Annotated in this window: 17 protein-coding genes and 6 pseudogenes; 12 read left to right on the forward strand and 11 right to left on the reverse strand. The window is 67.4% G+C overall.

Annotated elements, in window-relative coordinates; all coding sequences use genetic code 11:
- Positions 1-7: 7 nt before the first annotated feature.
- The 4 genes and pseudogenes from OG199_RS41120 to OG199_RS41135 all read left to right on the forward strand — a co-directional run.
- Positions 8-289 (forward strand): annotated as a pseudogene (locus OG199_RS41120) (pyridoxamine 5'-phosphate oxidase family protein); the annotation flags it as partial.
- Between the two features lie 116 nt (positions 290-405).
- Positions 406-849 (forward strand): pyridoxamine 5'-phosphate oxidase family protein, encoded by a 444-nt coding sequence (locus OG199_RS41125; protein ID WP_405834031.1) that lies wholly within the window; start codon positions 406-408, stop codon positions 847-849.
- 534 nt (positions 850-1,383) lie between these two features.
- Positions 1,384-1,467: pseudogene (locus tag OG199_RS41130) on the forward strand (ornithine carbamoyltransferase, subunit I); the annotation flags it as partial.
- A 3-nt stretch (positions 1,468-1,470) separates the two neighbouring features.
- A pseudogene (locus OG199_RS41135) lies at positions 1,471-2,394 on the forward strand (carbamate kinase).
- Between the two features lie 503 nt (positions 2,395-2,897).
- Here OG199_RS41135 and OG199_RS41140 read toward each other — a convergent pair.
- The 3 genes and pseudogenes from OG199_RS41140 to OG199_RS41150 form a co-directional block, all read right to left on the reverse strand.
- A complete protein-coding gene (locus tag OG199_RS41140; protein ID WP_405834033.1) occupies positions 2,898-3,419 on the reverse strand; it encodes a DUF2231 domain-containing protein in 522 nt (173 codons plus the stop codon).
- Positions 3,420-4,594: 1,175 nt separating this feature from the next.
- Positions 4,595-5,059, reverse strand: a complete 465-nt coding sequence (locus OG199_RS41145; protein ID WP_405834833.1) for an ATP-binding protein — start codon at positions 5,057-5,059, stop codon at positions 4,595-4,597.
- A 261-nt stretch (positions 5,060-5,320) separates the two neighbouring features.
- Positions 5,321-5,452, reverse strand: a pseudogene (locus OG199_RS41150) (carboxylesterase family protein); the annotation flags it as partial.
- Positions 5,453-5,499: 47 nt separating this feature from the next.
- Between OG199_RS41150 and dps the strand changes: the two are divergent.
- Entirely contained in the window at positions 5,500-6,057 is a 558-nt protein-coding gene (gene dps / locus OG199_RS41155) for a DNA starvation/stationary phase protection protein Dps (RefSeq protein WP_356809275.1), read from the forward strand.
- A 90-nt stretch (positions 6,058-6,147) separates the two neighbouring features.
- On the opposite strand, the gene OG199_RS41160 is transcribed toward dps, so the two are convergent.
- The 3 genes and pseudogenes from OG199_RS41160 to OG199_RS41170 form a co-directional block, all read right to left on the reverse strand.
- On the reverse strand, positions 6,148-6,513 hold the full coding sequence (locus OG199_RS41160; RefSeq protein WP_405834835.1) for a transposase family protein: 366 nt from the start codon (positions 6,511-6,513) through the stop codon (positions 6,148-6,150).
- Between the two features lie 25 nt (positions 6,514-6,538).
- The gene (locus OG199_RS41165) at positions 6,539-7,228 is read right to left on the reverse strand and encodes a histidine phosphatase family protein (RefSeq protein WP_405834034.1); all 690 of its coding nucleotides are present in this window, start codon (positions 7,226-7,228) and stop codon (positions 6,539-6,541) included.
- Positions 7,122-7,899, reverse strand: a pseudogene (locus OG199_RS41170) (transposase); the annotation flags it as partial. The pseudogene OG199_RS41170 and the gene OG199_RS41165, both read right to left, overlap by 107 nt.
- A 1,018-nt stretch (positions 7,900-8,917) precedes the next feature.
- Between OG199_RS41170 and OG199_RS41175 the strand changes: the two are divergent.
- The 3 genes from OG199_RS41175 (at position 8,918) to OG199_RS41185 (ending at position 14,287) form a co-directional block, all read left to right on the forward strand.
- Positions 8,918-11,404 carry a SpoIIE family protein phosphatase gene (locus tag OG199_RS41175; RefSeq protein ID WP_405834036.1) on the forward strand — a complete coding sequence of 829 codons (2,487 nt, stop codon included), beginning with the start codon at positions 8,918-8,920 and terminating at the stop codon, positions 11,402-11,404.
- Positions 11,405-11,863: 459 nt separating this feature from the next.
- Complete coding sequence (locus OG199_RS41180) at positions 11,864-12,943, forward strand: PP2C family protein-serine/threonine phosphatase (RefSeq protein ID WP_405834038.1); 1,080 nt, start codon at positions 11,864-11,866, stop codon at positions 12,941-12,943.
- Positions 12,944-13,356: 413 nt separating this feature from the next.
- Positions 13,357-14,287 (forward strand): IS5 family transposase gene (locus tag OG199_RS41185; protein ID WP_405830136.1). Its coding sequence is split into 2 segments (ribosomal slippage): positions 13,357-13,721 and positions 13,720-14,287, totalling 933 coding nucleotides; the frame shifts between segments, so codons are not numbered across the junction.
- Here OG199_RS41185 and OG199_RS41190 read toward each other — a convergent pair.
- Entirely contained in the window at positions 14,268-14,483 is a 216-nt protein-coding gene (locus OG199_RS41190; RefSeq protein WP_405834039.1) for a GNAT family N-acetyltransferase, read from the reverse strand. The two genes, OG199_RS41185 and OG199_RS41190, sit on opposite strands and share 20 nt — an antisense overlap.
- A 185-nt stretch (positions 14,484-14,668) precedes the next feature.
- Between OG199_RS41190 and OG199_RS41195 the strand changes: the two genes are divergently transcribed.
- Both OG199_RS41195 and OG199_RS41200 read left to right on the forward strand, forming a co-directional pair.
- Positions 14,669-15,037: a GNAT family N-acetyltransferase gene (locus OG199_RS41195; RefSeq protein ID WP_356806790.1), complete on the forward strand. Its 369-nt coding sequence runs from the start codon at positions 14,669-14,671 to the stop codon at positions 15,035-15,037.
- Between the two features lie 364 nt (positions 15,038-15,401).
- A complete protein-coding gene (locus OG199_RS41200; RefSeq protein ID WP_356806788.1) occupies positions 15,402-15,707 on the forward strand; it encodes a DUF427 domain-containing protein in 306 nt (101 codons plus the stop codon).
- Positions 15,708-15,728: 21 nt separating this feature from the next.
- Here the strand turns inward: OG199_RS41200 and OG199_RS41205 are convergent, their stop codons facing one another.
- The 4 genes and pseudogenes from OG199_RS41205 to OG199_RS41220 all read right to left on the reverse strand — a co-directional run bounded on the left by OG199_RS41205 (position 15,729) and on the right by OG199_RS41220 (position 19,436).
- Entirely contained in the window at positions 15,729-16,112 is a 384-nt protein-coding gene (locus OG199_RS41205; protein WP_405834042.1) for a hypothetical protein, read from the reverse strand.
- Between the two features lie 306 nt (positions 16,113-16,418).
- Positions 16,419-17,762, reverse strand: a complete 1,344-nt coding sequence (locus OG199_RS41210) for a PLP-dependent aminotransferase family protein (RefSeq protein ID WP_405834837.1) — start codon at positions 17,760-17,762, stop codon at positions 16,419-16,421.
- A gap of 178 nt (positions 17,763-17,940) precedes the next feature.
- Positions 17,941-18,117: an SDR family NAD(P)-dependent oxidoreductase gene (locus tag OG199_RS41215; RefSeq protein WP_405834044.1), complete on the reverse strand. Its 177-nt coding sequence runs from the start codon at positions 18,115-18,117 to the stop codon at positions 17,941-17,943.
- A gap of 550 nt (positions 18,118-18,667) precedes the next feature.
- A pseudogene (locus OG199_RS41220) lies at positions 18,668-19,436 on the reverse strand (transposase).
- Between the two features lie 77 nt (positions 19,437-19,513).
- Between OG199_RS41220 and OG199_RS41225 the strand changes: the two are divergent.
- Positions 19,514-20,371: an inositol monophosphatase family protein gene (locus OG199_RS41225; RefSeq protein WP_405834046.1), complete on the forward strand. Its 858-nt coding sequence runs from the start codon at positions 19,514-19,516 to the stop codon at positions 20,369-20,371.
- Positions 20,372-20,815: 444 nt separating this feature from the next.
- Complete coding sequence (locus tag OG199_RS41230) at positions 20,816-22,015, forward strand: MFS transporter (protein ID WP_356806780.1); 1,200 nt, start codon at positions 20,816-20,818, stop codon at positions 22,013-22,015.
- Positions 22,016-22,190: the final 175 nt, after the last annotated feature.

Here is a 22,190-nt window from a genome sequence, read left to right on the forward strand (position 1 = left end):
TGAAAGCACTGTTGTCGACGATGCGATCGCGTTCCGAACGGCACCAGGCTCGGCGCCCGCCGAAGTGGTCGGCAGCGACGTGGCGTTCGAGGTCGATCACATCGACGAAGCGCTCAGCCAGGGCTGGAGTGTCCTCGTACGCGGCCGCGCCCGGGCCGTGACGGACGCGGACGGCGTGCGTCGCTTGGAGGAACTCGCCTACAGCGCTCCGTGGGCCGGTGGCGAACGATCCCTGTGGGTGTGCGTCGATCCGGCCGCCGTCACCGGGCGTCGGATCGAGGTGCCCTGACTGTCGGTACCGGCGGCCGCCGCTCCGTCGTCCGGGGGGGACCGGTCGGCCCCGCGGCCCGCCGTTCCCCAGGCGGCAACGCATGCCACCGCACCCCCTGAGAGTTGGACCCCGCGATGAATCCCAACGACGGCTTCCGTGAACTCGACCGCGAGGAGTGCCTGCGTCTGTTGTCGCGGGTCCCGATAGGCCGCGTCGTCCACACGCGCCATGCCCTGCCCGCCGTTCTGCCGGTCAACTTCAGCTTGGACGCCGATTCCGCCGTCGTGATGCGGACTTCGGCCGACTCGGAACTGGCCGCCGCGATCGACGGTGTGGTGATCGCTTTCGAAGCGGACGAGGTGGATGCGGCAGCCCATTTCGGTTGGAGCGTCGTGGTCACCGGATGCGCCGCGATGGTGACCGATCCAGCCGAGCATGGCCGGCTCGCCCGTACGGGCCCGCGCTCCTGGGTGACCTCGCCCGAGGAGGTCTTCATCCGGGTCGAGCCCGAGCTGGTGACCGGCCGTCAGCTGGTAAGGGAGCGCTCGGTCTACGGGCTGGGGCTGTCCGCGTCCTGATCATCGCTTCGGCACGCGAACGGCTCCGTGGTCCCTCCCGGCCATCCGGGGGATCACGGAGCCGTTCGGGACCCTGCCGAACGGGACCAATGGCCCCGGCGGGGGACACGTGGCCACCGACTGCGATGGCCTCCGCCGAGCAGGATCGTATGCGGATCGCGTAGTTCGCGGTCTGACCCCAGTGGTCCGCGCGAGGAGCACAACTATGCCCCGTACGCCAAGAATTACAGAGCGGGACGCTCCCAACGCGGCGCTCGGTCTTCCCTCGGCGACCGCACTCGGGAGGGCGGCATCATCGGTACTGGGGGCTTCGCGCTCCCTTCGGCCTTGGTGCTCTACGGCCCCATCTCGCTCGTGGCGTTCGGCGCCGTCACGCTCGCGTTGGCGGTGTGTTCGGCACGCTGTCCAAGCGCGTCCCGGCGAACGGTGGCCCGTATCTCTGCGCTCGTGAGGCCTTCGGCGAGTTCGCTGTTTCCTCAGCGCCTGGTCGTACTGGATCACCGCGTGGGCCGGCAACGCCGCGATTTCTCCTCCTCGCCCGCCTCTGTGGTTTTCGACCAGGCGGAGAACCGACTGCACACCATCAAGGCCGTGGTCGTCGCCATTTTGGAGAGTTGAGCCATGCGCATCGTCATCGCCCTCGGCGGCAACGCCCTGCTGCACCGGGGCGAAAGCCCCAACGCGGCCGTCCAGGCCGCCAACATCGACCGGGTCACCACCGCGATCGCCTCCCTCGCCCACGAGCACGAGATCGTCATCACGCACGGCAACGGGCCACAGATCGGCCTGCTCGCCGTCGAGAGCGCCGCCGACCCCGACCTGAACACTCCCTATCCGCTGGACCTGCTGGGTGCCCAGACGCAGGGCATGATCGGTTCCCTGCTGGCCCGCACCCGGCACGACGCCCTGCCCAGGCGACGGATCGCCGCACTGGTCACCCACGCCCTGGTCCGGGCCGACGACCCGGCCTTCGAGCACCCCGCGAAGTTCGTCGGCCAGGTGTATCCCTACGACATCGCGACGTCGCTTGCCCGCAAACGTGGCTGACACGTCGCCGCCGACACCACTGGCTGGCGCCGCGTCGTCCCCTCACCGGCACCTGAACGGATCATCGAGACCCAGACCGTCCACGAACTCCTGGGCAGCGGCACGCTCGTCATCTGCGCCGGCGGCGGAGGCGTCCCCGTCACCGCCGACCGCGACACCGGCGCGCTGACCGGCGTGGAGGCCGTCGTCGACAAGGACCTCACCGCGGCGCTGCTCGCCGAGGACCTGGAGGCCGACTTCCTGCTCATCCTCACCGACGTGCCCTGCGTCTACGCCGGCTACCGCACCTCCGGGCAGCGGCCCCTCCTCGGCGTCACACCCGCCGAGCTGCGCCGGGGCCGCTTCACCGAAGGCTCCATGGGGCCCAAGGCCGAGGCCGCCGCGCGCTTCGTCGAGCGCACCGGCGGACCGGCCGCGATCGGCGCACTGGACGCGGCGTACGAGATCGTCCACGGCAGGTCGGGCACACTCGTCCGACCGGACCTGCCCGTCGCGTAAGCGCGTGCGACCTCGGGGCCGAACGGCCCCTGCCTGAGGCCGAACGGCGCAGACACAGGCACTTCCCGGCCCTCCCGGCGGCGTTCGCGCCGCCCGAGTATCGAAAGGGAGACATCCCAGTGCGGAGCAGAGGAGACCACCGGCGACGCCGAGCTCTCCGATGGTGTTTATCAGCGGTGCAGGGCAGACGACAGTGGTGTTCTTGTCGACGCCGATCTCGCCCAGACTCCGCAGGTTGCGCAGTCGCAGGGTGAGCGGGTGGGCCATCATCGTGTCGGACACGTCGCCCAAGGCTACAGCGGCCAGGGACGTCGGGAACCGGTCCTGCCCACCGGCGCCCGCTCGATGACAACCAGGACCACGGGCGGACGCTTCGGCTATTCCAGGGACCGTTGTGTCAGCCCGTCGACAGCTGCCTGAGACCTCATCGCCCGGACCGGCAATATGCAGCGACGTGTGCTGAGACGGCCTCCTATCCGGGAAACCGCCTCAGCCAACGTGTGTCAGCCGTGGTCGGGATGGGCGGTGGCGGAGTAGCCGTCGTGCCAGGCAGCCTTCGCGCCGGAATCACCGATTCGGTAGACCTGCACACCTGCGCCCACTCCGATGACAAGGGAGAGAACCGAGGCTGCGATACGCAGCGGCGTGGCCACCGCATTGCGGGTGGTGGGCCCTGTCGCCTCAGCTGCGCGGTTGTCGGCGCGGCGGTAGGTCCACCACAGCGCCGCGGCCACCAAGAACAGGGCAATGCTCCAGGGGAGCAGTTCATCACCGAGTTCGGCGTGCCTACGGACGAGGGCGTTGCTACCAACGTGGCGCTCCAGCCACTCGCCGGCGTCTGTGGTCAGCGGCACGCTGACCAGGGCGACCAGAGCGAGGACCGGGAGGGCGAGACCGAACCGGCGCATGGCCGATGGCCAGATGGCGCACAGGACGAGCGCCAGCGCGGTGAGGGGTATCAGGACCACGACGACGTGTACGAACAGGACGTGCGCGGGGACGCCGTTGATCAGGTCGAGTCCCATAGGGGGCTCCTCCGGGGGGTGTTCAACGCTGGACAGGGGCAACTGGTCTTGCGCAGGGCTTCGGGAGCAAGCCGTGTCCGAGATGGGGAGGCGCCCTTTCCCTGCGGAAGAGACTGCGACTTGGTGCCGCTTCAGGATTCATGTGGGTTGAATCCCGAGGCCCACACCCGGGTGCCCGGTGTCGGGCGGCCGAGCGTGGCGCTGACCATCGGCGGACTTGAGCGTGACGCGCAGATGGCGGGGGTGCGCGGGGGCGGAGTGCGAATAGGGGACCGTCGGACAGTTGGTGGCCGAAGGTGAGGAAGACGGCCAGACAGGTGGCGAAGTGCAGGTTGTGCCAAGCGCGGAGGTCTGACCGACCACCTGCGTGTGTGACGTCTGTGAACAGCCCCAGATGACCAGCAGGGTATGGGCGAGGGCCGGGGTGATCGCGCAACGGCCGCCGAAATCGTGCCGGCGTGCGAGAAGATCCGTACCGTTGGTGTGGTCGAGGAGCGGTACGCGGGCCATCGGAGCCAGCAGCACGCACAGGCGTAGCCGGCCAGGAGGCCGGTGATGCGCCCTGCGCCGGTGAGGCATCCCGCGGGGCCGGCCACGGAGGTCGTGTCGCTCCACCACAGCGCCGGCACCCCGGCGGCGCCGGCCCGGAACAGCAGCGGGGCCATGAAGGGCACGGCCCCGCGCCGTGGGCGCCGGTGGCGTAGCCCACGGCTCGAATGTGTGGTGGTGGACGTCGTGGTCAACGCGGCTCCTGCGGGGTGGGACCCGCTTCCGGTGATGGGCGGTCAGCCTCACATCCCAACCTCTGCGTATCTTCTGAAACCGTCCGCCGGGCCGCACTCAACCTCGATTCAGAAGAAACCCAGAGCCTTGGCTCACCGATCAGGTGTAGGGTCGGCAGGTCCCCGTGAAGGGGGAACCGTTGCGGCGGGCGCTGGAGCGGTCAGGGCGTCCACCTCTTCCGCTTCGAGGCGTCGAGCAACGCCGGTGGTGTCGTTGTCCCAGAGGCACGTCTCCCGCCTTCTCACCCGCACCTTGAGGAAACTCCGCGCAGGCATGCTCACCATCAGCTGAGCGCGCAGCAAACGGCCGGTGGTCCCTCCCCTCCTGGGGGTGGGACGCGTCGCCAGTTTTCGGAGCCTGAGCGGTACCCGTCAGCCGGTTTTGCCTGGGACTCAGGCAGATGTGGGGCTGAGGATGACGTCAGCTGCGATGCGTTTGCCGAGGGGTGTGTGCTCCACGGAGACGGTGCGGGCGAGGGCTGCGACGATCTCCAGACCGTGCTGGCCGACGCGGGTCGGATCCGGGGCTTTGACGGCCGGAGCCATGGGGTTGCTGTCCCAGACTTCGACCCGCAAGACGGGGCCGGTGACGCGCAGGTGCAGCCGGGCGGGTCCGGGGGCGTACTTGCGGGCATTGGTGACGAGTTCGCTGACGATCAGCTGGACGATCTCCACCGTGGCCGCTGCCACCGGGATGCCGTAGCGGACTTTTGCCTTCGAGAGGAGCGCGGCTGCGAGGTGGCGGGCCTGGGCGATGCGGGAGCCGTCGCTGTTCAAGGTGAGCGAGGTCTCCAGCGCCGGGGCAGCGCCGTGCTGGCTCGGCCGTTCAAAGCCGGGGTCTCGAGTTGCTTCGTCCATTCGCGCTCGCTTCCGTCTCCCTGCCGGATACCCCTCCAGGGACCGTGTACGCCAGCCCCGCACATGGCCTGCGGCACAGGCCACCACAGGTACCCCCATAGGCCGGAGCCGCTGGTTAGCCGCCACTCCAGCACCAGACGAACCGCCCCGTCCTGCGGCGCCCAGCGTGAGCTGAAGGCGTTTGAGGTCAGGCTGCCGCCTCGTCCCCTCCGGCACCCGCTGCCCCTGCACCCGCTCCAGACGGCACCTGCAGCACGGACGGACCGGCCTGTACCGATCCAGCACCTGCGTCCAGCCCGGATGGAACTGCGGCGACGCGAACCGCAGCGTGCCCACCGGCGCCGCCGCGTACGGGATACCGCGGAAGGATCTGTTGCGCGTTGCCACGCCCATCACGGGTAGTCGGGCGGGGCATACCTCACAGAACAGGAGAGATCATCATGGGTTCTGAAATCACCCCCCGGTACACCGTTCCGGGCCTTACGGTGCAGGACGCTGGCTCGGTCATCGAGCTGTTGCAGCAGCGCCTGCACGCGCTCAACGATCTCCATCTCACGCTGAAGCACGTCCACTGGAATGTGGTGGGCCCCCACTTCATCGCCGTGCACGAAATGCTTGACCCGCAAGTCGACCGCGTCCGCGACATGGCCGACGATGTTGCCGAGCGGATGGCTGCCCTGGGAGGCGTCGCCTACGGAACTCCGGGCGCGCTGGTCGAACAGCGCACGTGGAAGGACTACAGCGTGGGCCGCGCCGATGCCATCGCACACCTTGGCGCGCTCAATCTCGTGTACACCGGCTTGCTGGAAGATCTGCGCTCACTGATCAAGACGGTGTCGGACATCGACCCGGTCACTGAGGACTTGTTGATCGAACAACTGCGTGACCTGGAGCAGTTCCAATGGTTCGTACGCGCCCACTTGGAGACCGCCAGCGGCACTCTGACGACGGCTGGTGCCACCACCGAGACGGAAGCCGCCCAACAGTCCGCTCAGTGACAGCGCGACCCGAGGCACGTACGACAGCAACTGATCAACCCCATTCCTGATCCATTCCCAGTAATGGATCACAATGCTGTGAGCTTCAGATCATGCGGCGTGCTCGATCTGGAGCAGGAAGAGTGTTGCGGCAGCGATCTCCGTGATGCGACTGGGGTCGAGGCTAACTCTGCGCAGGGCCTTGAAGGTGGTCTCGAGCACGGAGCTGGTGCGTTCGCAGACGCCGTGGATGCCGCGGACGACCTTGTTGTAGGTCTGCTGGGCCTCGGCACAGTGCACTTCCGGCGCGCTTTTTGACGGGGTGACGGAAGCCGTCGCAGGAGTTCTTGTAGCCGAGGTCGACCAGAGTCGGCATGTCCAGCTCGGCGCGACTCGGTTGAGGACGTCGATCAGGCCGAGGTGGCGGGCGCAGGTGGTGTCGTGCTCCCTGCCGGGGCGGACCGGTGGGACCCAGATCGGCTAGTGCCGTGACTCGGAAGGTTCACCGGGTTGGGGCAGGCCAGTCGGCGGGAAGCGTATAGCGCCAGCCCGGGCGCCACGCAGGTGGGGCTTCGAGCAGGTCATCCAGTGATGCTCCGGTGAGCAGACAGTCCAGAGCCCATCGGTTGGCCGAGTGGGCGATCAGCAGGATCCGGCAGCCGTCCCAGTCAGTGGCCAGGTCATGGAGGAATGCGTCGGCGGCGGCCAGGACCTGGCGGTAGCTCTGTCCGCCTGGGAAGGGCTTGTCGATCCGGCGGGTCCGTTGGGCGGCGATGAGGATGGCGGATGTTCCGTTGAGGTCGCCGTAGTTGCACTCGCGTAGTCGGATGTCCTGATGGATCGCGGGCTTGCCGCCGGGGAACGCGATCCGGGCGGTTTCCACGGCGCGGTGAAGGTCGGAGGTGAACACGGCCGCGAGCGCGTCGCCGCGTCGGCGCTCGCCCAGTTCCCCGGCCTGGCGGCGGCCCAATTCCGAGAGCCGGCCCGGGAGCCAGCCGGTAGCGATGCCCGCCTGGTTGTCGGTGGTGGTGGCGTGAGTCTCGTAGATGATCTCTACTGCGATCGGAGGCTCCCTTCTCGGTGGGTCAGGCCGCTTCGTCGAGTGGGCGGTCTCCCCAGCGGATACTCTTCTCGCTTCGGATACGGGCCCGCTCGCGGCGCTGGGCTGCCGGCAGGTCGGGGTGACGGGCATTCATATTGCGCCAACGCAGATAGGACTGCAGGGCCCGGGTCTGCACGGTGTGGTTGCGGTGGTTGGAGTTCGTGATGGTGAACTGCCGCAGCGGCCCGAAGTGCGCCTTGATCGGGTTGGCACAGGACGCGTAGGTCGGCGTGAAGGACAGCTCGACGCGGTTCTTCGCCCTGCGGCGGATCGTCTCACCCTTGTGGGCAGACAGGTTGTCCAGGATGACGTAGGTGGGGGCGCCGTCCGGGGGGCGGCCCGGATCGGCCTGAGCGCGGGCAGTGTGTTTGCGGCACCCTTCTTCCGGCGGTTGATGCCCCGGAGCGTGTCGTCGCCGATCGAGTAGCACCCGTGGAAGTACCTGACGCCGTGGGTGCGATGGTAGGTCGCCGGGTGCTGCTCGGGGTGGCTGGTGGGGGCCCAGCCCGCACCGTCGGTGGGGCGGATGCCGAGCGGGCCGAACTCGTCGAACGCGAAGACCCGGTCCGGGGAGTGCTCCAGGACGTGCTCGATGCGGTCCAGGTCGCATCGCGGTCGGGGTCCGGGACTTCCTTCCAGGTCTTGGTGCGCTGGAAGGTGATGCCGGGGCGGGCCAACAGGCGGCGTAGGGCCTCGCGGCCGATGCGGATGACCCGGCCATGGAATTTCAGCAGGTAGGCGGCGAGTTTACGGATGGACCAGGGCTGCCGGAGAATTCCCAGCCGTCGCCTCGACCGAGGTCCCGAATGACGCCTGCCCGGACTTGTGGGGCCACACGGACCGCAGCGCCAGCCCCACGAGCACTCTGGCCCGTATCAGCGTCCGCACCATCCGACAGGCGCACGAGGCGACCGGTACGCCGAGCCCGACACTGCCGCCCGTTCCCCTTCCTGCCGCGTGTCTCTTGCCCCGGACGTGGACGACGACGTCTGGAGACGGATCCTGGACGCGGCCGAGAAGATTTGTGGGAATCCCTGACCGGCTACACCGGTTTCGACCGTGGCCTGTCGCTGGAGATCGTCCCAGACGCCCTGAAGTGCCTCAGCGTCGACGAACAGGGCGGATAAGTACCCCAGCGGCAGGTCTTCGCCGTCGATCAACCAGGGCCGCCTCAGCCTGCTGGCGAAGCCGGAGCCCCGCGTCGCATGGTCGGAGCGCCACGGTTGGGAGCGGATTAGTGTCCCAGCTTCGTAGATCGCGATCTTGCTTTGCCCGCAGAATTGGTCTGGGAATTTTTCATAGAATTGGACCCATCTTTCAGCGCCATTGGATGCGTAGCGTTGCACGCATGAGCACGCACGAAGCGCACGGAAGCTCGAAGCGCTTTCCGAGCACAGGCGCGGTCTGGACTGCCGGCTTCAGCCCATGAGCCGCCTGGCGGGCGGCCCTGAGGGCTGCGCGCACCACCTCCTTCTCAGCGGTAGCTGGCTGACGTGTGAGGTACGGGTGAGGGCAAGCGAGAAATCACCGGACGCCCGTGTTCCTGCCCGTCGGTGTCAGCCGACGGCCGGTGGGTGCACCCAGGTCCCACCATGGGTGCAACCGGAGCACGCCTGAGGGGCCGTGACCGCCACCGCAGCTACTGTCGGCGGCCGGGTGAATGGGTTGTGGCATGCCGTGCCCGGTCGTTCGATCATTCCTGCCCTGAACCTATCCATCCACCAGACAGCTGAGCAGTTGGGGGACCGCATCGCCGGGGGGAGATAGAAGGGAAGAGCCATGGGCAGTTCCGCAGAGACAGCAGTCTCCGAGGTTCAGGTGACCATCGAGACAGTCTGTCCAGCGATAGCTCTCCTTGACACGCAGGGGATGGTGGTTGGATGGTCGCAGACCGCTCAGCGGCTCGTGGGCTATTCGGCTGCGGAGGTGGTGGGGCGGTCCGCCGGTGTCCTGTTGGTGGCTGCTGGCGACCGAGCAAAGGCTTCACAAGCCGCACAGGAGAGCACTCTCCGGGGCGGCTGGTCCGACCTTGCGCAGGTACGCCACCGCGACGGCCACTGCGTCGATGTGCGCCTGTGCGTGTCATCGCTGTCCGGGCAGGACGGACAGGGCTGGTGGGTGGTCTGCGCTACCGACAAGGTCCTGGTTCCCGCGTGGCCGACCGAGGCCCCAGGAGCGGAGCCGCTCCTCGCTGCGCTGCCGCTGCAGAGCTGCCCGCCGATCGGTGTTGTCATACGGGACAGGCACTTGCGCTGCATCCGGGTGAACGACTCCCAGGGCTCAAAGGACGGCATCCCTCTCCCCAAGCGGCTGGGCCGCAGGCTGACGGAGGCAGCGCCCGGGACGGAGGCCGAGACGCTGGAGGCAGTGATGCACCAGGTGCTGGAGAGCGGCGACCCGGCGATCAACGTGGACTATCAGGCCTTCCTGCCGACGAAGGAGGGAAGCAGTCGCATATTGACCGCGTCATACTTCCGCCTCGACGATGCTCAGGGGTGCGCGCTGGGCGTGTGCGTCGTGAGCGTGGACGCCACCGACTGCCGACGGGCGCAAGAGCGTCTGGCAATCCTCGGCGCGGCCAGCAGGCGCATCGGTACCACTTTGGACGTCATGCAGACCGCGCAGGAACTGGCCGACCTCGCCGTGCCGTTCCTCGCGGACTACGCCGCCGTCGACCTGGCGGAGTCCGTCCCACTCGGCGAGGAGCCCCTGGCGCATCTCGGCCCACAGGACGGGCGCATCCCCGTCTTCCGCCGTGCGGGCCTGGCCTCGATCCACCCGGGAACGCCGGAGTCCCAGTTCGCTCGCGGAGAGCCGGTCTTCGTCCCGCCCGCTTCGCCCTTCACCGGGGTCCTGCGCTCCGGGAAATCCCACTTCGAGCCGATGCTGGACACATCCCCGAGCACATGGCACGACCACCACGACCCGGCGCGGGCGAAGAAGATCCGAGACAACGCCATGCACTCGTTGATGGTCGTCCCGATCCACGCGCGGGGTGCAGTGCTGGGCGTGGAGGTCTTTGTGCGGACCGAGGACCCCAGGCCGTTCGAGGAGGACGACCTGCGCTTGGCCGAGGAACTCGTCAGCTGGGCAGCACTGGCCCTGGACAACGCTCGCCAATACGCGCGCGAACGCTCCGCGGTTCTCGCCCTGCAGCGCCTGCTGCACCCCCACCGCCCCACGGGCGGCTCGGCCGCAGATGTGGCCTGGTGCTACCTGCCGGCTGACAGCCACCACGGCATCGGGGGTGACTGGTTCGACGTGATCCCCCTCTCTGGCGCCCGCGTCGCCCTGGTCGTCGGTGACGTGGTCGGACACGGCATCAACGCGGCCGCGAAGATGGGCCAGCTCCGCACCGCCATGCACACTCTCGCGGACACGGACATGCCTCCCGATGAAGTACTGTCCCGACTCGACGAGCAGGTCATCCGCTTCACCGAGGCGGAAGATCCCCGGAGCCCGGACACCACCATGATGGCCGCCACGTGCCTGTATGCCGTATACGACCCGGTCACCCGTACCTGCACCATGGCGCGGGCCGGCCATCCCCCGCCCGCGATCATCGCCCCCCACGGCCAGGTCACCTACCCCGACCTGCCTGCCGGAGCACCGCTCGGTCTCGGACTGGTCCCCTTCGAGTCCGCAACGTTGGAACTCGCGGAAGGAAGCGTGCTCGCCTTCTACACCGACGGTCTGGTCGAGACCCGGCACCAGGACATCAGCGCCGGCATGAACCGCTTGCGCGCGGTCCTCGCACGGCCCGGCCTCACGCTGGACGATCTGTGCGGTTCCACAGTGGACACACTGAGGGCCAAGCCGCCGAGCGACGATGCCACTCTGCTTCTCGCACGGACCCGCTCGCTGAGCACAGACCAGGTTGCCGCCTGGCAGTTCCCCAGCGTCCCCGCTGTCGTCAGCCGCGCCCGGACTCTCGCTGCCCGGCAGCTGACCCGGTGGGGACTGGAACACCTAGCCGAGTCCACAGAGCTGATCGTCAGCGAACTGTTCACCAACGCCCTCATCCACGGCAACGGCGACTGCAACAGCGACCGCACGATCGGCCTACGTCTCATCCGGCACGAGATGCTGACCTGCGAAGTCTCCGATGCCAGCCACAGCCACCCGCTTGTGCGACAGGCCCGCACCACTGACGAACACGGCCGCGGCCTCTTTCTCGTCACTCAACTGTCCCGCCGATGGGGAACCCGCCACATCCCGGAAGGCAAAATCATCTGGGCTGATCAGCAACTGCCAGCCAGTGCGTGAAGCCACTTACCCGCCCAGCTCCAACACTTGGAAGCCGGCGCCTACGCTCGGAGAAGAGCGACACTCGGAACTGGAGAGCAGACCCACGCCACACCCGCGACAGCCCGGTATCGGGGGTGGAAAGTCCCATACAGCCCTCCCGCCTTGTCGCATAACCCCAGCTACTGCGTCGGAGGGTTCGTGAAAGTCGAACCTCGTCCGCCCCAGAGGCTGGGAGTGGATCTGCAATCTGGTCGAAGCAGCCAGAACGGCCGAAGCGGGCGGATACAGCAGTTTGTGGAAGTACGAACGGCTCTGCCCAGCGTCCTGTGCCTGACGCATCTCGGTGTGCGAACCGAGCGGCGACGCTTCATTGCCGTGCGCGCCGAACCAGGGAGAACAATGACGAGCAGACCGCCTTCGCAGGCGCCTAGAGCAACCAGCCAATGGCGGGGCTACCGATGGGTAACCCTGTGGGCCGTGCCGATCGCGGCGATTCCGGTGGCCGACTGGTTCCTGCCGCCAAACATCCACCTCGCCCATCTGCTGGTCATCCCGCTCGCGCTCGCCGCCGCCTTCGCCGACACCCGCCGTACTGCCGCCACCGCTCTGCTGGCCCTCGCGGCGCTGACCGCCGCGGGAGCTGAGCGACACGCGCTGACCACCGAGAACGTGCTCGTGCAGATGCTGTCCCTGGTGCTGTTCTCGACGCTGCTCCTGATCGCCACCCGTCTGCGCGAGCAGCATCAGCGCCAGCTGGCTATCGTGCGCCAGGTCTCGGAAGCCGCGCAGTCCGTGCTGCTGCGGCCACTGCCGCGACTCGCGGGATCGGTGTCCCTCGCCTCGACGTACGTGGCCGCCCAGACTGAAGCCCGTATCGGTGGAGACCTCTACGCACTGGTCCGCGCGCCTGGCATCACCCGGCTGATCATCGGGGATGCGCGCGGCAAGGGGCTCGGGGCCATCGCGGACATCGAGACCGTCCTCGGTGCGTTCCGCTTCAACGCGCACGGCCACCCCACCCTGTCCGATCTCGCTTCCGCCCTGGAGTCCGACGTGCGCTGGGACCTGGGCCAGTCGCACCGCGGGGATCCTGACGAATGGCCTGGTGAACACTTTGTCACGGCAGCCGTGCTCGAGATCCCGGACGACCAGACCTGTGCCCGTCTGATCAGCTTCGGCCATCTGCCGCCACTCCTGCTGCACGAGAGGCAGGTCACGCCTCTGGAAGTCAGTGTCCCCGCTCCGCCGCTGGGTCTTGGTGCACTGACGGAGACCGAGTACGCCCCCTTGACCTTCCGTTTCACCCCCGGCGACCGGTTGGTGCTGTACACCGACGGAGTCACCGAGGCCCGGGACAACATGGGCAGCTTCTACCCCCTCGTGGAGCGGGTGACGGCTTGGGCCGATCAACGCCCGGATGCGCTCGTGCGCAGAATCGGCGCCGACCTGAGGGCTCACACGGGCGGGCCGCTCGCCGACGACATGGCCCTGATCGTCCTGCAGCACGAAGGGGCGCACGTCCGGGCCCGGATCCCCGAGAACCGGTGGGCCTCGTGACGAAGGCACGGCCCGCTTGAGGAAGAGTGGCGCCGGACGCGCCCGGGCCCGGCGGGCTGTTCCCTGCCGGGCGCGGCGAGGCGCGCGGATGCGGGGCATGCGGCTCAGTCGTGTTCGCGTCTGTCGACGCGTCGAAGTGACGATGAGCTCAGGCTCGATGGCAGCGTGCGGCTACTTCACAGTGTCAGGGCTCGCTGGTCGTGCCTCGCGCGGTGCGAGTGGCGATGAAGGCCGAGCGGCTGATGTTGACGGCGTCGTTCCACTCGGGGTGGACCTGGACGTAGTCGGCGACAAAACCGCAGTAGATGCCAACCTTGGCCGGCCCCTGAGCCAGGTCTTCCAGGGCGTGGCGCGCTAGGCGCTGTTTCTCGGATCTCCCTCCGTGAACGGGGTGTTGGGGGCAGGCTGGCTCCATGGGACGCGGAGACCTGACGAATGCGGAGTGGGACCGGCTGGAGTCGTTCTTACCTCGCGGTGGTGCGCGTGGGGGCCGGTGGAGTGATCACCGGCGGGTGATCAACGGGGTGCTGTACCGGGTCCGCACGGGGGTGCAGTGGCGGGATCTGCCCGAGCGGTTCGGACCGTGGGAGACGGTCTACAAACGTCATCGCCGCTGGTCGGCGGACGGGACCTGGCACATGCTGCTGTCGAAGGTGCAGGCCGCCGAGGACGCCGCGGGCCACATCGACTGGGACGTGTCCGTCGACTCCACGGCGGTGCGAGCTCACCAGCACGCCGCCGGCGCGCGGAAGGCACCGCCCACCGCGGCTGCTCAAAGGGGGCCCTTCCGCGGACGAATCAGGGCGATCCGGTGCTTCGGAAACTGGCCGTCCGGCTGGAGGAGGTGGTCAGGTCGGCGAGTGCCTGGGACGTTCCCGGGGCGGCTTCACCACCAAGATCCACCTCGCAGCGGACGGGCGATGCCGACCGCTCACCGTTCTCCTGACACCTGGACACTTCGGTGACGGCCCCCAACTGCAGCCCGTCCTGGAGCAGGTGTCGGTACCCCGCAGCGGGGTCGGCCGGCCTCGCAGCCGGCCCGACCATGTCCTGGCCGACAAGGCCTACACATCCCGCGAGAACCGCCGCTACCTGCGACGACGCGGCATCTCGCACACCATCCCCGAACGACTCGACCAGCGCAGACACCGACGCAACCGCGGTTCCCAAGGCGGTCGGCCCACCGGATTCGACCGCGAACGCTACAAGAAACGCAACACCGTTGAGCGAGCCATCAACCGTCTCAAGGGCTTCCGCGCGGTCGCCACACGCTACGAGAAACGGGCCTACACCTACCTCGGCACCGTCACCGTCGCAGCACTCATCATCTGGCTCCGCACATGATCCGAGAAACAGCGCCTAGGGCAGACGCGATGCCCCGATGCCGTTGATCTGGATCCACATAAGAGTGGGTGAGCGTGGCACGTCCGCCGGTCGTCTCGTATGCCAGCGTACCGACGACCTGGTCATCGATCAGCGCCTCGTAGAGGCGGGTGGCTTCGTCCTTGCGTACCTCAACGGCGGCCGGTGATGGCTGCATGTTCTCTTCTCGCCTCGTTCGTCTTCGGTCAGTGATCCCGAGCAGCCCTCACCAGGTCTGCGAACGGACCATCGAGTCCACTCTATACATGCACTTGCCAGTAGAGAACCGCCATACTGGACTAGAAGGTCCGAGGATGGACTGTTCGAATGGTCTACGTGACGACACCCTGAAGGGGTAAGGCGATGAGCGGCGAAGTGCAGGTTCCGGTAACCGAGCAGCTGACCGACAATACGGATCGAGGCCGCTTTGAGCTCCGCCGTGACGACGACCTGGTCGGCTGGCTCTACTACACCCACCTGAAGCCCAACCGGTACGCGCTTCGGCACACTGAAGTCGAGTCGAGCCATCAGCGCCAGGGTGTGGCGGGCGCGCTGGTGCGGCGGGTGTTCGACGAGATCCGCACCCGCGAGGGCACGATCACCGCAATCTGCCCCTTCGTGGTCGACTACCTCTCGCGAACAACCGCCTATGCCGATCTGGTCGACGCCCGGCACCCGGGATACTCCGATCGTGCTGCTGCCGAGTCGGCGCAGGTGGCGGCTGGCGGCTGAGACTACTGGGCCGCAATCAGCAGTCTCCTCGGAGGAGCCCCGTCACGGCCTCACGACGTGCCGCCTCGGGCACCTGGGCGGAGTACGGCGACCAGCCGCAGGTCAGGGTGATTCGGCACCCTGCGAGCGTCGATGAGCTCACGTCTCCCCGATCTCCCGTAGCGTCAAGACGCGGGTAAGAAGCGGAGTCCATCCGACGCCAACCTCCGACGACTACACGACCTGGCTGTGACTGCACCGACTGGACGCCCGACTGAAGCCCGGCGTCTCAACCGGTGATCGCGACCTGGAGAGCCAAAGCGCGAAGGATTGGTTCGTCTGCGCTCACGATGGCAGATGTGGCGATCGATGAGGGGAAAGACCAATGAAGGCAGTGATTGGGGAGACCGCCGTGGCCGAGGCCGCGAGCGAAGCGGTAATCAGTATTGAGGGAAATGTCTACTTCCCGCCGGACTCAGTTGCGGCCGACGCGCTCTGCGATAGCCCGACTCCGTACACCTGCCCCTGGAAGGGGAGGGCGCAGTATCACGACGTTGTGGTCGGCGAGGTCACGCTCAGGGACGGGGCTTGGTCTTACCCGAACATCAAGGAGTCGGCGGCGAGCCGTGTGGGTCGCGACTTCAGCGGCTACGTCGCCTTCGATGCACGCCAGGTCAGGATCGAGAACTGATAAGACACAGCCACTGTTTCTTTATCTTCCGTCGTAGGGCGGGGACGGAAGATTCCAGACGGCGTCTGACCGGCTGACGATCTTTCGAAGTTCGCGGGTGCTTCGTGGCGATACAGCCTGCATCACGATGTCGAGGAGAGCTCGGGCTTCGAGAGGGTCGCCGCAGCAGTACCAGGGCACGTTGCCCCACTTGTAGTCGTGCCACAGAGCACGCTCGGGCTGGTGGACGTAGTCCTTCCACAGGCCCACAGCCGTGCCGACGTCGCCTGGCTGCAGATAGTTTCGGGTGCGCTCGAGTTCGATGATCTCGGACAGCGCACGCGAAGACAGGCCGTCGATGACCGGCCGTGCACCCGTTGCCCGGTGGCTGCCGGCGCGGATCCGTCCTGACCGCCTACGCGGCATGGACCTTTCGGTTCGTCGTCATGCGGTACATGGTGCCACGGTCTCGAATGGCGTCTCGAACGGATTCGCTCACCCGGGTATTCGCCGGACGTGGGCGGACGGCGTCAGGAAGCCCGGCAGGCCCCGTTGCCGTAAGAGGGAGGGTCGAACACGTTCAGGAAGAGGGACAGCAGGCCCGAGACCAGCGCCCGGCTCCCAGTCAGCCGGGCTTCGTCCCGACCCCGGACTCGGCGCCCCGGCGCTTCCAACCGGTATAGGTCCCGCAGGACACTGCCGTCCGCGAACGCCCAGGGCCTCGGGGGCGCGTCAGGAAAGGATCCGCACGAGTGCGGAGAGCGCCTGAGGCCAGGCTGCGTCGGAGGGCACCCCGTATCCAACGACGAGGGCATCGGACAGGGCGTCCAGGGACCGTTCATGGCGGTATCGAGACAGGCCAGCCATTTTGAGGCCCTGCCGGGTTGCTGCCTGAAGGACCCGCTGTTCGGTCCCGGGCGGCAAAGCGAGCACGGTGTGCAGGCCAGCCGGTGTCCCGATGACGCGCACCTCTGGGGCGTGCTGGGCAACGGCGGTGACGAGAGCGTCTCGCCGATCGCGGTAGCGGCGACGCGCAGCACGCACGTGACGGTCGTAGGCGCCGGACGTGATGAACTCCGCCATCGTCAGCTGGCTGAGTACCTCGCACGAGTCGATCTGCCCCTTGGCCGCCACGACTTCCTCAGCGAGTGCGGGAGGCAGCGCCATCCAGGCCAGCCGCAGGCCAGGAGCAAGGGACTTGCTGGCGCTACCCAGGTAGACCACATGGTCGGGGTCGAGCCCTTGGAGCGCCCCGACAGACTGGTGGCCGAACCGGAACTCACCGTCGTAGTCATCCTCCAGGACCAAGCCGCCGGTCCGTCTGGCCCACTCCACGACGGCCGTCCGGCGATCGCGCTGCAGCGCCGTGCCCACAGGGAACTGGTGAGCCGGTGTGAGTAGGACCGCATCGGTGCCCGCTGGCGGCACCGGGTCGGTCCCGTGGGTATCGAAGGGAAGCACAACGGTCTTCAGTCCAGCAGCCGCCAACAGCTCACGGTACTTGTCTACGCCGTAGGACTCGACGGCGACGTTCCCCGACCCCCGCGCGGCCAGGACTCCGCTCAGGATTTGCAGGCCGTGGGAGACGCCGGCGCAGATCAGTATGTGATCCGGACTCACGTACACGCTCCGGGCTTGAGTGAGATGGTCCGCGAGTGCGGCCCGTAGTTCCGGCCGACCGCGGGGGTCGCCGTATCCGAGCGCGTCGGCGGGGGCCGTCGCCAGGGCGTGGCGTGTGGCCTTCAGCCACGCTGCACGAGGAAAAGCGGTGAGGTCGGGGTTCCCGGGGATCAGGTCGTGCCAACGGTCTCCGGACGACTCAGCGGCCGAGCGCGCCAAGATCGGCCGAGTGTTCATCCTGTCTGCCACGAGCGTGCCCGAGCCTCTGCGCGCGGTAAGCCATCCTTCGGCGACGAGGTCGGTATAGGCGTCAGCCACGGTGTTGCGAGCAAGGCCGAGATCGGTGGCGAGCTGGCGGGAGGAGGGCAACCGTGTCCCCGGGGCCAGGCGGCCGGTGCGGACCGCTTCGCGCACGGCTTCGGCCAGCGCACGGCGCACACCCCGTCCAGCTTGCATCAGATCATTCTCAAGGGCCTGCCGTAGCTGCGCTGGACTGATCCTGGTGCGGGCGCCGAGGTGCCCGACAGTGGCCGCATTGTTGATCGGAACATCAACCAGGTCGCCGGGCAGCAGGCAGTCGGTGGCCGCGGTGCGCTGGTCGGCGTTGGTCAGATCGGTAGTCACGATGCGAACCTCAACGCTCGACGGTGCTTGCTCTGATGGCGATGACGGTTTCGTCGAGTTGGTTGGCGGTGCGGGCGAGAAGGATGACATCGACTCCGGCTTGGGCAAGTCCGGTCGCAATCGCTGCGTCAATGCCACGGCCAGAGCCGGTGATCAGTGCGGTCTCGCCCACAAGTCCAGCCGTCACGCATGAGAGTTCCTTTCAACGCGGAGCGTGGGATGGCCTCTCCCACGCCTCGTGGCGCATGACGCGACTCCGACGAACGAGAGGGGCTACCGGATTGCCCCTGCACCTGTCTGATGAGCGTCGATCCTCCGCGCCGTCTTACTGAAATTCCAATATCACCTTTGACGGCCTCCTCTCGGCAGCAGGTCAGTAACCCCTACCACCCCGGTCAGACCGTTCGCTTGAACGGCCCGGGCTTACTGATCGTTTCGGAATGACTTATCGAGAGGAGAGAGCAGGTCAACTACCTGATCTCGCGAGGCTGAATACCTCTGCCCAGACGCCGATCGAGCACGACCCGGAAAAGCCGTCCGGCGTTTCGACATGGTTGCCTGTAACGGCCTCCGAAGCGCACGACACCTTTACCGCAGCACGGCCAGGAAGGTAGTGCCGACGGGTCGTTCGCCCTAGACCGACTTGGCACCTCGTCGGCTCACCATCCCTAAGGCTTGTCCCGTACCTGATCTTCGAGTCGACGGAGCCAAGACTGCTCGGCCGGTGGCCGCCGCGCCTATCCGGCGAGGTTGAGGTTGTGCAGCCGGGCGATGCCTAGCATGGCGTGGTGGACGCCGTCACTCTTGAGCCGGCAGTCGCGGAGGATCTTCCAGGTCTTCATACGGGCGAAGGTGTGCTCGACGCGGGCGCGGACTTGCTTGTGTCAGCGATTGTGCTCCTGTTTCCAATCGGGGAGTTCTTCACCGGCCCGGCGGCGGTGCGGCATCACCAGTCCGGTGCCGGGGTAGCCGCCGTCGGTGATCGTCATCGTCTTGCCGACGGCGGCTTTGGCCCCGGATTCCGCCCATGCCCTGCAGTCGTTTCGGTTGCCCGGAAGTGGCTGGCCGACCACGACGACCCGGCGGGTGTCGGCGTCGATGACAACCTGGTGGTTGGTGGAATAGCGATAGTTCTTGGACTGCTCGGCGATCGTGTGGTCACGGGTGTGCACCAGGGTGCCGATCACGATGAGCACCGTGCCCTTCGTGAAGCGTTGCCGGGGCTTCAACGCGAGGAGTGGGCTGATCTGGTTGATGATCCGGCCGGTTACGGACTTGGACATGCCAAACAGCAGGGCGAGCTGGCGCATCGTCAAGTTCGTACGCCAGTAGGCCGCGACGAGCAACACCCGGTCCACCAGCGAAAGGCCCCAGGGCCGGCCGCCCCGGACAAGTTCGGCCCCCTCGCGCTGGAGCGCGGTCACTGTCTTGTGGAACTGGCGCGGATTTCACGCCGATGAACGGGGTTATCCAAGACGGCTCGGACGCCGTGATCACGCCAGCCATGCGCTGATCGTCTCGCCGAGCCCGTGCGCCTGAACCGGGACTTGATCACGGGGGTATCGGCGAGAAGAGTGGGCGGTATGACGGACTCAGCAGACCTGACGCTGGCGCACCAACTGGCTGATCAGGCGGACGAGATCGCCCGGCGCTACTTCCGCGCACCCGACCTGGGTGCCGAGGACAAGGGCGACGGAAGTCCGGTCACCAACGCGGACCGCGAGATCGAATGCGTCCTGCGCGCGTCGATCCGTACGGAACATCCCGACGACGCGTTCGTGGGCGAAGAGTTCGGCGCTCATGGGCGCAGTAGCCGCCGATGGATCATCGACGCCATTGACGGCACAGCGAGCTTCATTGCGGGCGATCCGGAATGGAGCACTCTCATCGCCCGGGAAGAACACGGCACCGTGACCATGGGCATGGTCTCCGCGCCCGCACTCGGGCGCCGCTGGTGGGCAACGCCAGGCACCGGCGCCTGGATGGGCCCCTGCCCCTCCGATCCGTCAGCACCGCCGCATCGGCTGACGCTCACGGCAGGAGGAAACGCCAAGGATGCCGCCATCGGAATCTGGCCTCCACCACTGCGGCTAAGCAAAGCCGAACGCGCCGCCGCGGCCCGGCTGGCAGCAGGACCCGCAACCGTGCTCCCCGCACTCAACTGGGCATCTGCGGACCCCACCACGCCGCCACCCAGCAAGCCATCCACCGGATCCGGCACCTGCCATGGAGCCCTCCTGGTCGCGACAGGGAAACTCGACGCCTTCCTGCTGCTGGGCGCCGGCCCCTGGGACATTGCCGCAGTGATCCCCATCGTCGAGGAGGCCGGCGGCACCTTCAGCGACCTCTCCGGCCAGCGACGAACCGACACAGGCGCAGCTCTGTTCGCCCGACCCGGCCTCCACCAGCAGCTCCTGGGCCTGGCCAAACCCCCCAACTGACCCACAAACCAGGACCGTTTCATCCCGCCTCATGGGTTACGGGACAAGCCTTAGGTGCGCCGCCCCTCGGTGTCGCACCACGCTCACCGGCGCAGGCAGCGGTGGGAGGGCGACGAGGAACGGGCGAGGCGAACGGCGGTGCGGACCGCCCGCGACGTGGTTGGTAAGACGGCGCCGCGGTTCGACGCTGACGAGACGGACGCTGACATCCATTCATTGTGACTTCTTGCTTACGCGTGGTTTCGCGTGGTGCGTCATTCGGCCGGAGTGTGTCAGCCCAGCCCTGCCGGGCGTCGGTGCCTTGGACAGGGACACAGCCCGGATTTCCGGAAACCCCGGGGTTGGCTCAGAACAATAGAAAGGCACGGCTAGATGCAAGACGTGACACCAGTGCTCAACCTGGCTCGCGGGGGTAGGTCGCCCCGTCTGGCATTCATATCTGCGGTGGCCTCCCTGGTGGCCTCGTTTGCCGCGACGGCCGCACCGATCCCCCTGTTCAACACCTACCGGGCCGAGGATGGGTTCACCAACGCCAGCATCTCGCTGGCCGTCGTCACGTACTCCGTCGGCACGATCGCCACACTGTTGGTGCTGGGACGACTTTCCAATCATCTGGGCCGGCGGCTCACCGCGATCGCCAGCCTCGGCCTGCTCCTGCTGGGCTGTCTGCTGCTGCTGAACGTGTACGACCTCGGCACCCTGCTGGCCGGTCGGCTACTGATGGGCGTCGGTGCGGGATTGGCCAGCAGCAGCCTCACCTCCTACATCGTCGACACCGCACCTAACAGGCCGGAATGGTTGGCCTCTGTCGCGTCCAGCCAGGGACCCATGCTCGGTCTCACCCTCGGCGCCATCGCCTCCGGCGCCCTGGTCCAGTTCGCTCCCTGGCCACGCGAGCTCATCTACCTGGTTTGCGCCGGTCTCCTCGTACTGGCTGCCGCACTGATCGTGATCAGCCCGGAAACCGCGAAGTCGACGCCAGGCGCTTGGCGATCGCTGATACCCCGGGTCCGCGTACCGGCCCGGGTCAGGCACCTGCTCCCTGTCGCGGCCGCGGTGTTCTTGGCCACCTGGGCGACCGGGGCCTTTTACCAGGCCTTCATGCCCGCGCTGGTCGCAGATCAACTCCACACCCACAGCCCACTCCTCCTCGGACTGGTGTTCGCTGCCTACATGGCCCCCAGCGTTCTCGGCGCCCCCGTCGGCGGCCGCTTCACATCCGCGGCAGCCCAACGCATCGGCATGACCATCTTCCTGGCCGGATGGATCGGCATCGTTGCAGCGATCGCCATCGGCGTACTGGCGCTGTTCATCGCCGCAACCGTCGTCGCTGGCGCCGGTCAAGGCATCGCTATCAGTGCCGCCACCCGCGGCCTGCTCTACGACAGCGCACTCGCCGACCGGGCGCCGACCTTTAGCACGATCTACCTCCTCTGTTACAGCGGCGCCGCCTTCCCCAGCCTCATCTCGGGCCAGCTCTCGAACGCCTTCTCACTACCGCAGATCGCCCTCGGATACGGCGGACTTGCCATCGTCGCCACCCTGTTCACCGTCCTCGCCGCACGCAACCCGCACACCGACACGATCAGTACGGTGAGTAATCATGATGACTCTCACCGTCATCCAGGCCTCACTCGACCCTGAGCGGGTCACCACCCGGGCTGGCCGGCGCACGCCGATCGCGACTACCGGATCACCGGTGGCGATATACCCCATTTCCTCGACCGCGATCAGGGTGATCAGTAGGTCGCGGCCCAGCTGGACCAGGTCGTCCGGGAGCCGGTCAGTTGGCGGACGGCGGCCGGGCGGTCGACCTACA

Source organism: Streptomyces sp. NBC_01176 (genome assembly GCF_045039825.1).
In the GTDB taxonomy this organism is placed as follows: Bacteria; Actinomycetota; Actinomycetes; order Streptomycetales; family Streptomycetaceae; genus Streptomyces.

What these genes read in the sequence shown, in the direction of transcription:
- OG199_RS41200 (WP_356806788.1), top strand. Translation starts at nt 15,402, where the DNA reads ATGAAGGCAGTGATTGGGGAGACCGCCGTGGCCGAGGCCGCGAGCGAA.
- OG199_RS41140 (WP_405834033.1), bottom strand. Translation starts at nt 3,419, where the DNA reads ATGGGACTCGACCTGATCAACGGCGTCCCCGCGCACGTCCTGTTCGTA.
- OG199_RS41210 (WP_405834837.1), bottom strand. Translation starts at nt 17,762, where the DNA reads ATGCAAGCTGGACGGGGTGTGCGCCGTGCGCTGGCCGAAGCCGTGCGC.
- OG199_RS41175 (WP_405834036.1), top strand. Translation starts at nt 8,918, where the DNA reads ATGGGCAGTTCCGCAGAGACAGCAGTCTCCGAGGTTCAGGTGACCATC.
- OG199_RS41190 (WP_405834039.1), bottom strand. Translation starts at nt 14,483, where the DNA reads ATGCAGCCATCACCGGCCGCCGTTGAGGTACGCAAGGACGAAGCCACC.
- OG199_RS41125 (WP_405834031.1), top strand. Translation starts at nt 406, where the DNA reads ATGAATCCCAACGACGGCTTCCGTGAACTCGACCGCGAGGAGTGCCTG.
- OG199_RS41145 (WP_405834833.1), bottom strand. Translation starts at nt 5,059, where the DNA reads ATGGACGAAGCAACTCGAGACCCCGGCTTTGAACGGCCGAGCCAGCAC.
- OG199_RS41225 (WP_405834046.1), top strand. Translation starts at nt 19,514, where the DNA reads ATGACGGACTCAGCAGACCTGACGCTGGCGCACCAACTGGCTGATCAG.
- OG199_RS41195 (WP_356806790.1), top strand. Translation starts at nt 14,669, where the DNA reads ATGAGCGGCGAAGTGCAGGTTCCGGTAACCGAGCAGCTGACCGACAAT.
- OG199_RS41205 (WP_405834042.1), bottom strand. Translation starts at nt 16,112, where the DNA reads ATGCCGCGTAGGCGGTCAGGACGGATCCGCGCCGGCAGCCACCGGGCA.
- OG199_RS41165 (WP_405834034.1), bottom strand. Translation starts at nt 7,228, where the DNA reads ATGCCCGTCACCCCGACCTGCCGGCAGCCCAGCGCCGCGAGCGGGCCC.
- dps (WP_356809275.1), top strand. Translation starts at nt 5,500, where the DNA reads ATGGGTTCTGAAATCACCCCCCGGTACACCGTTCCGGGCCTTACGGTG.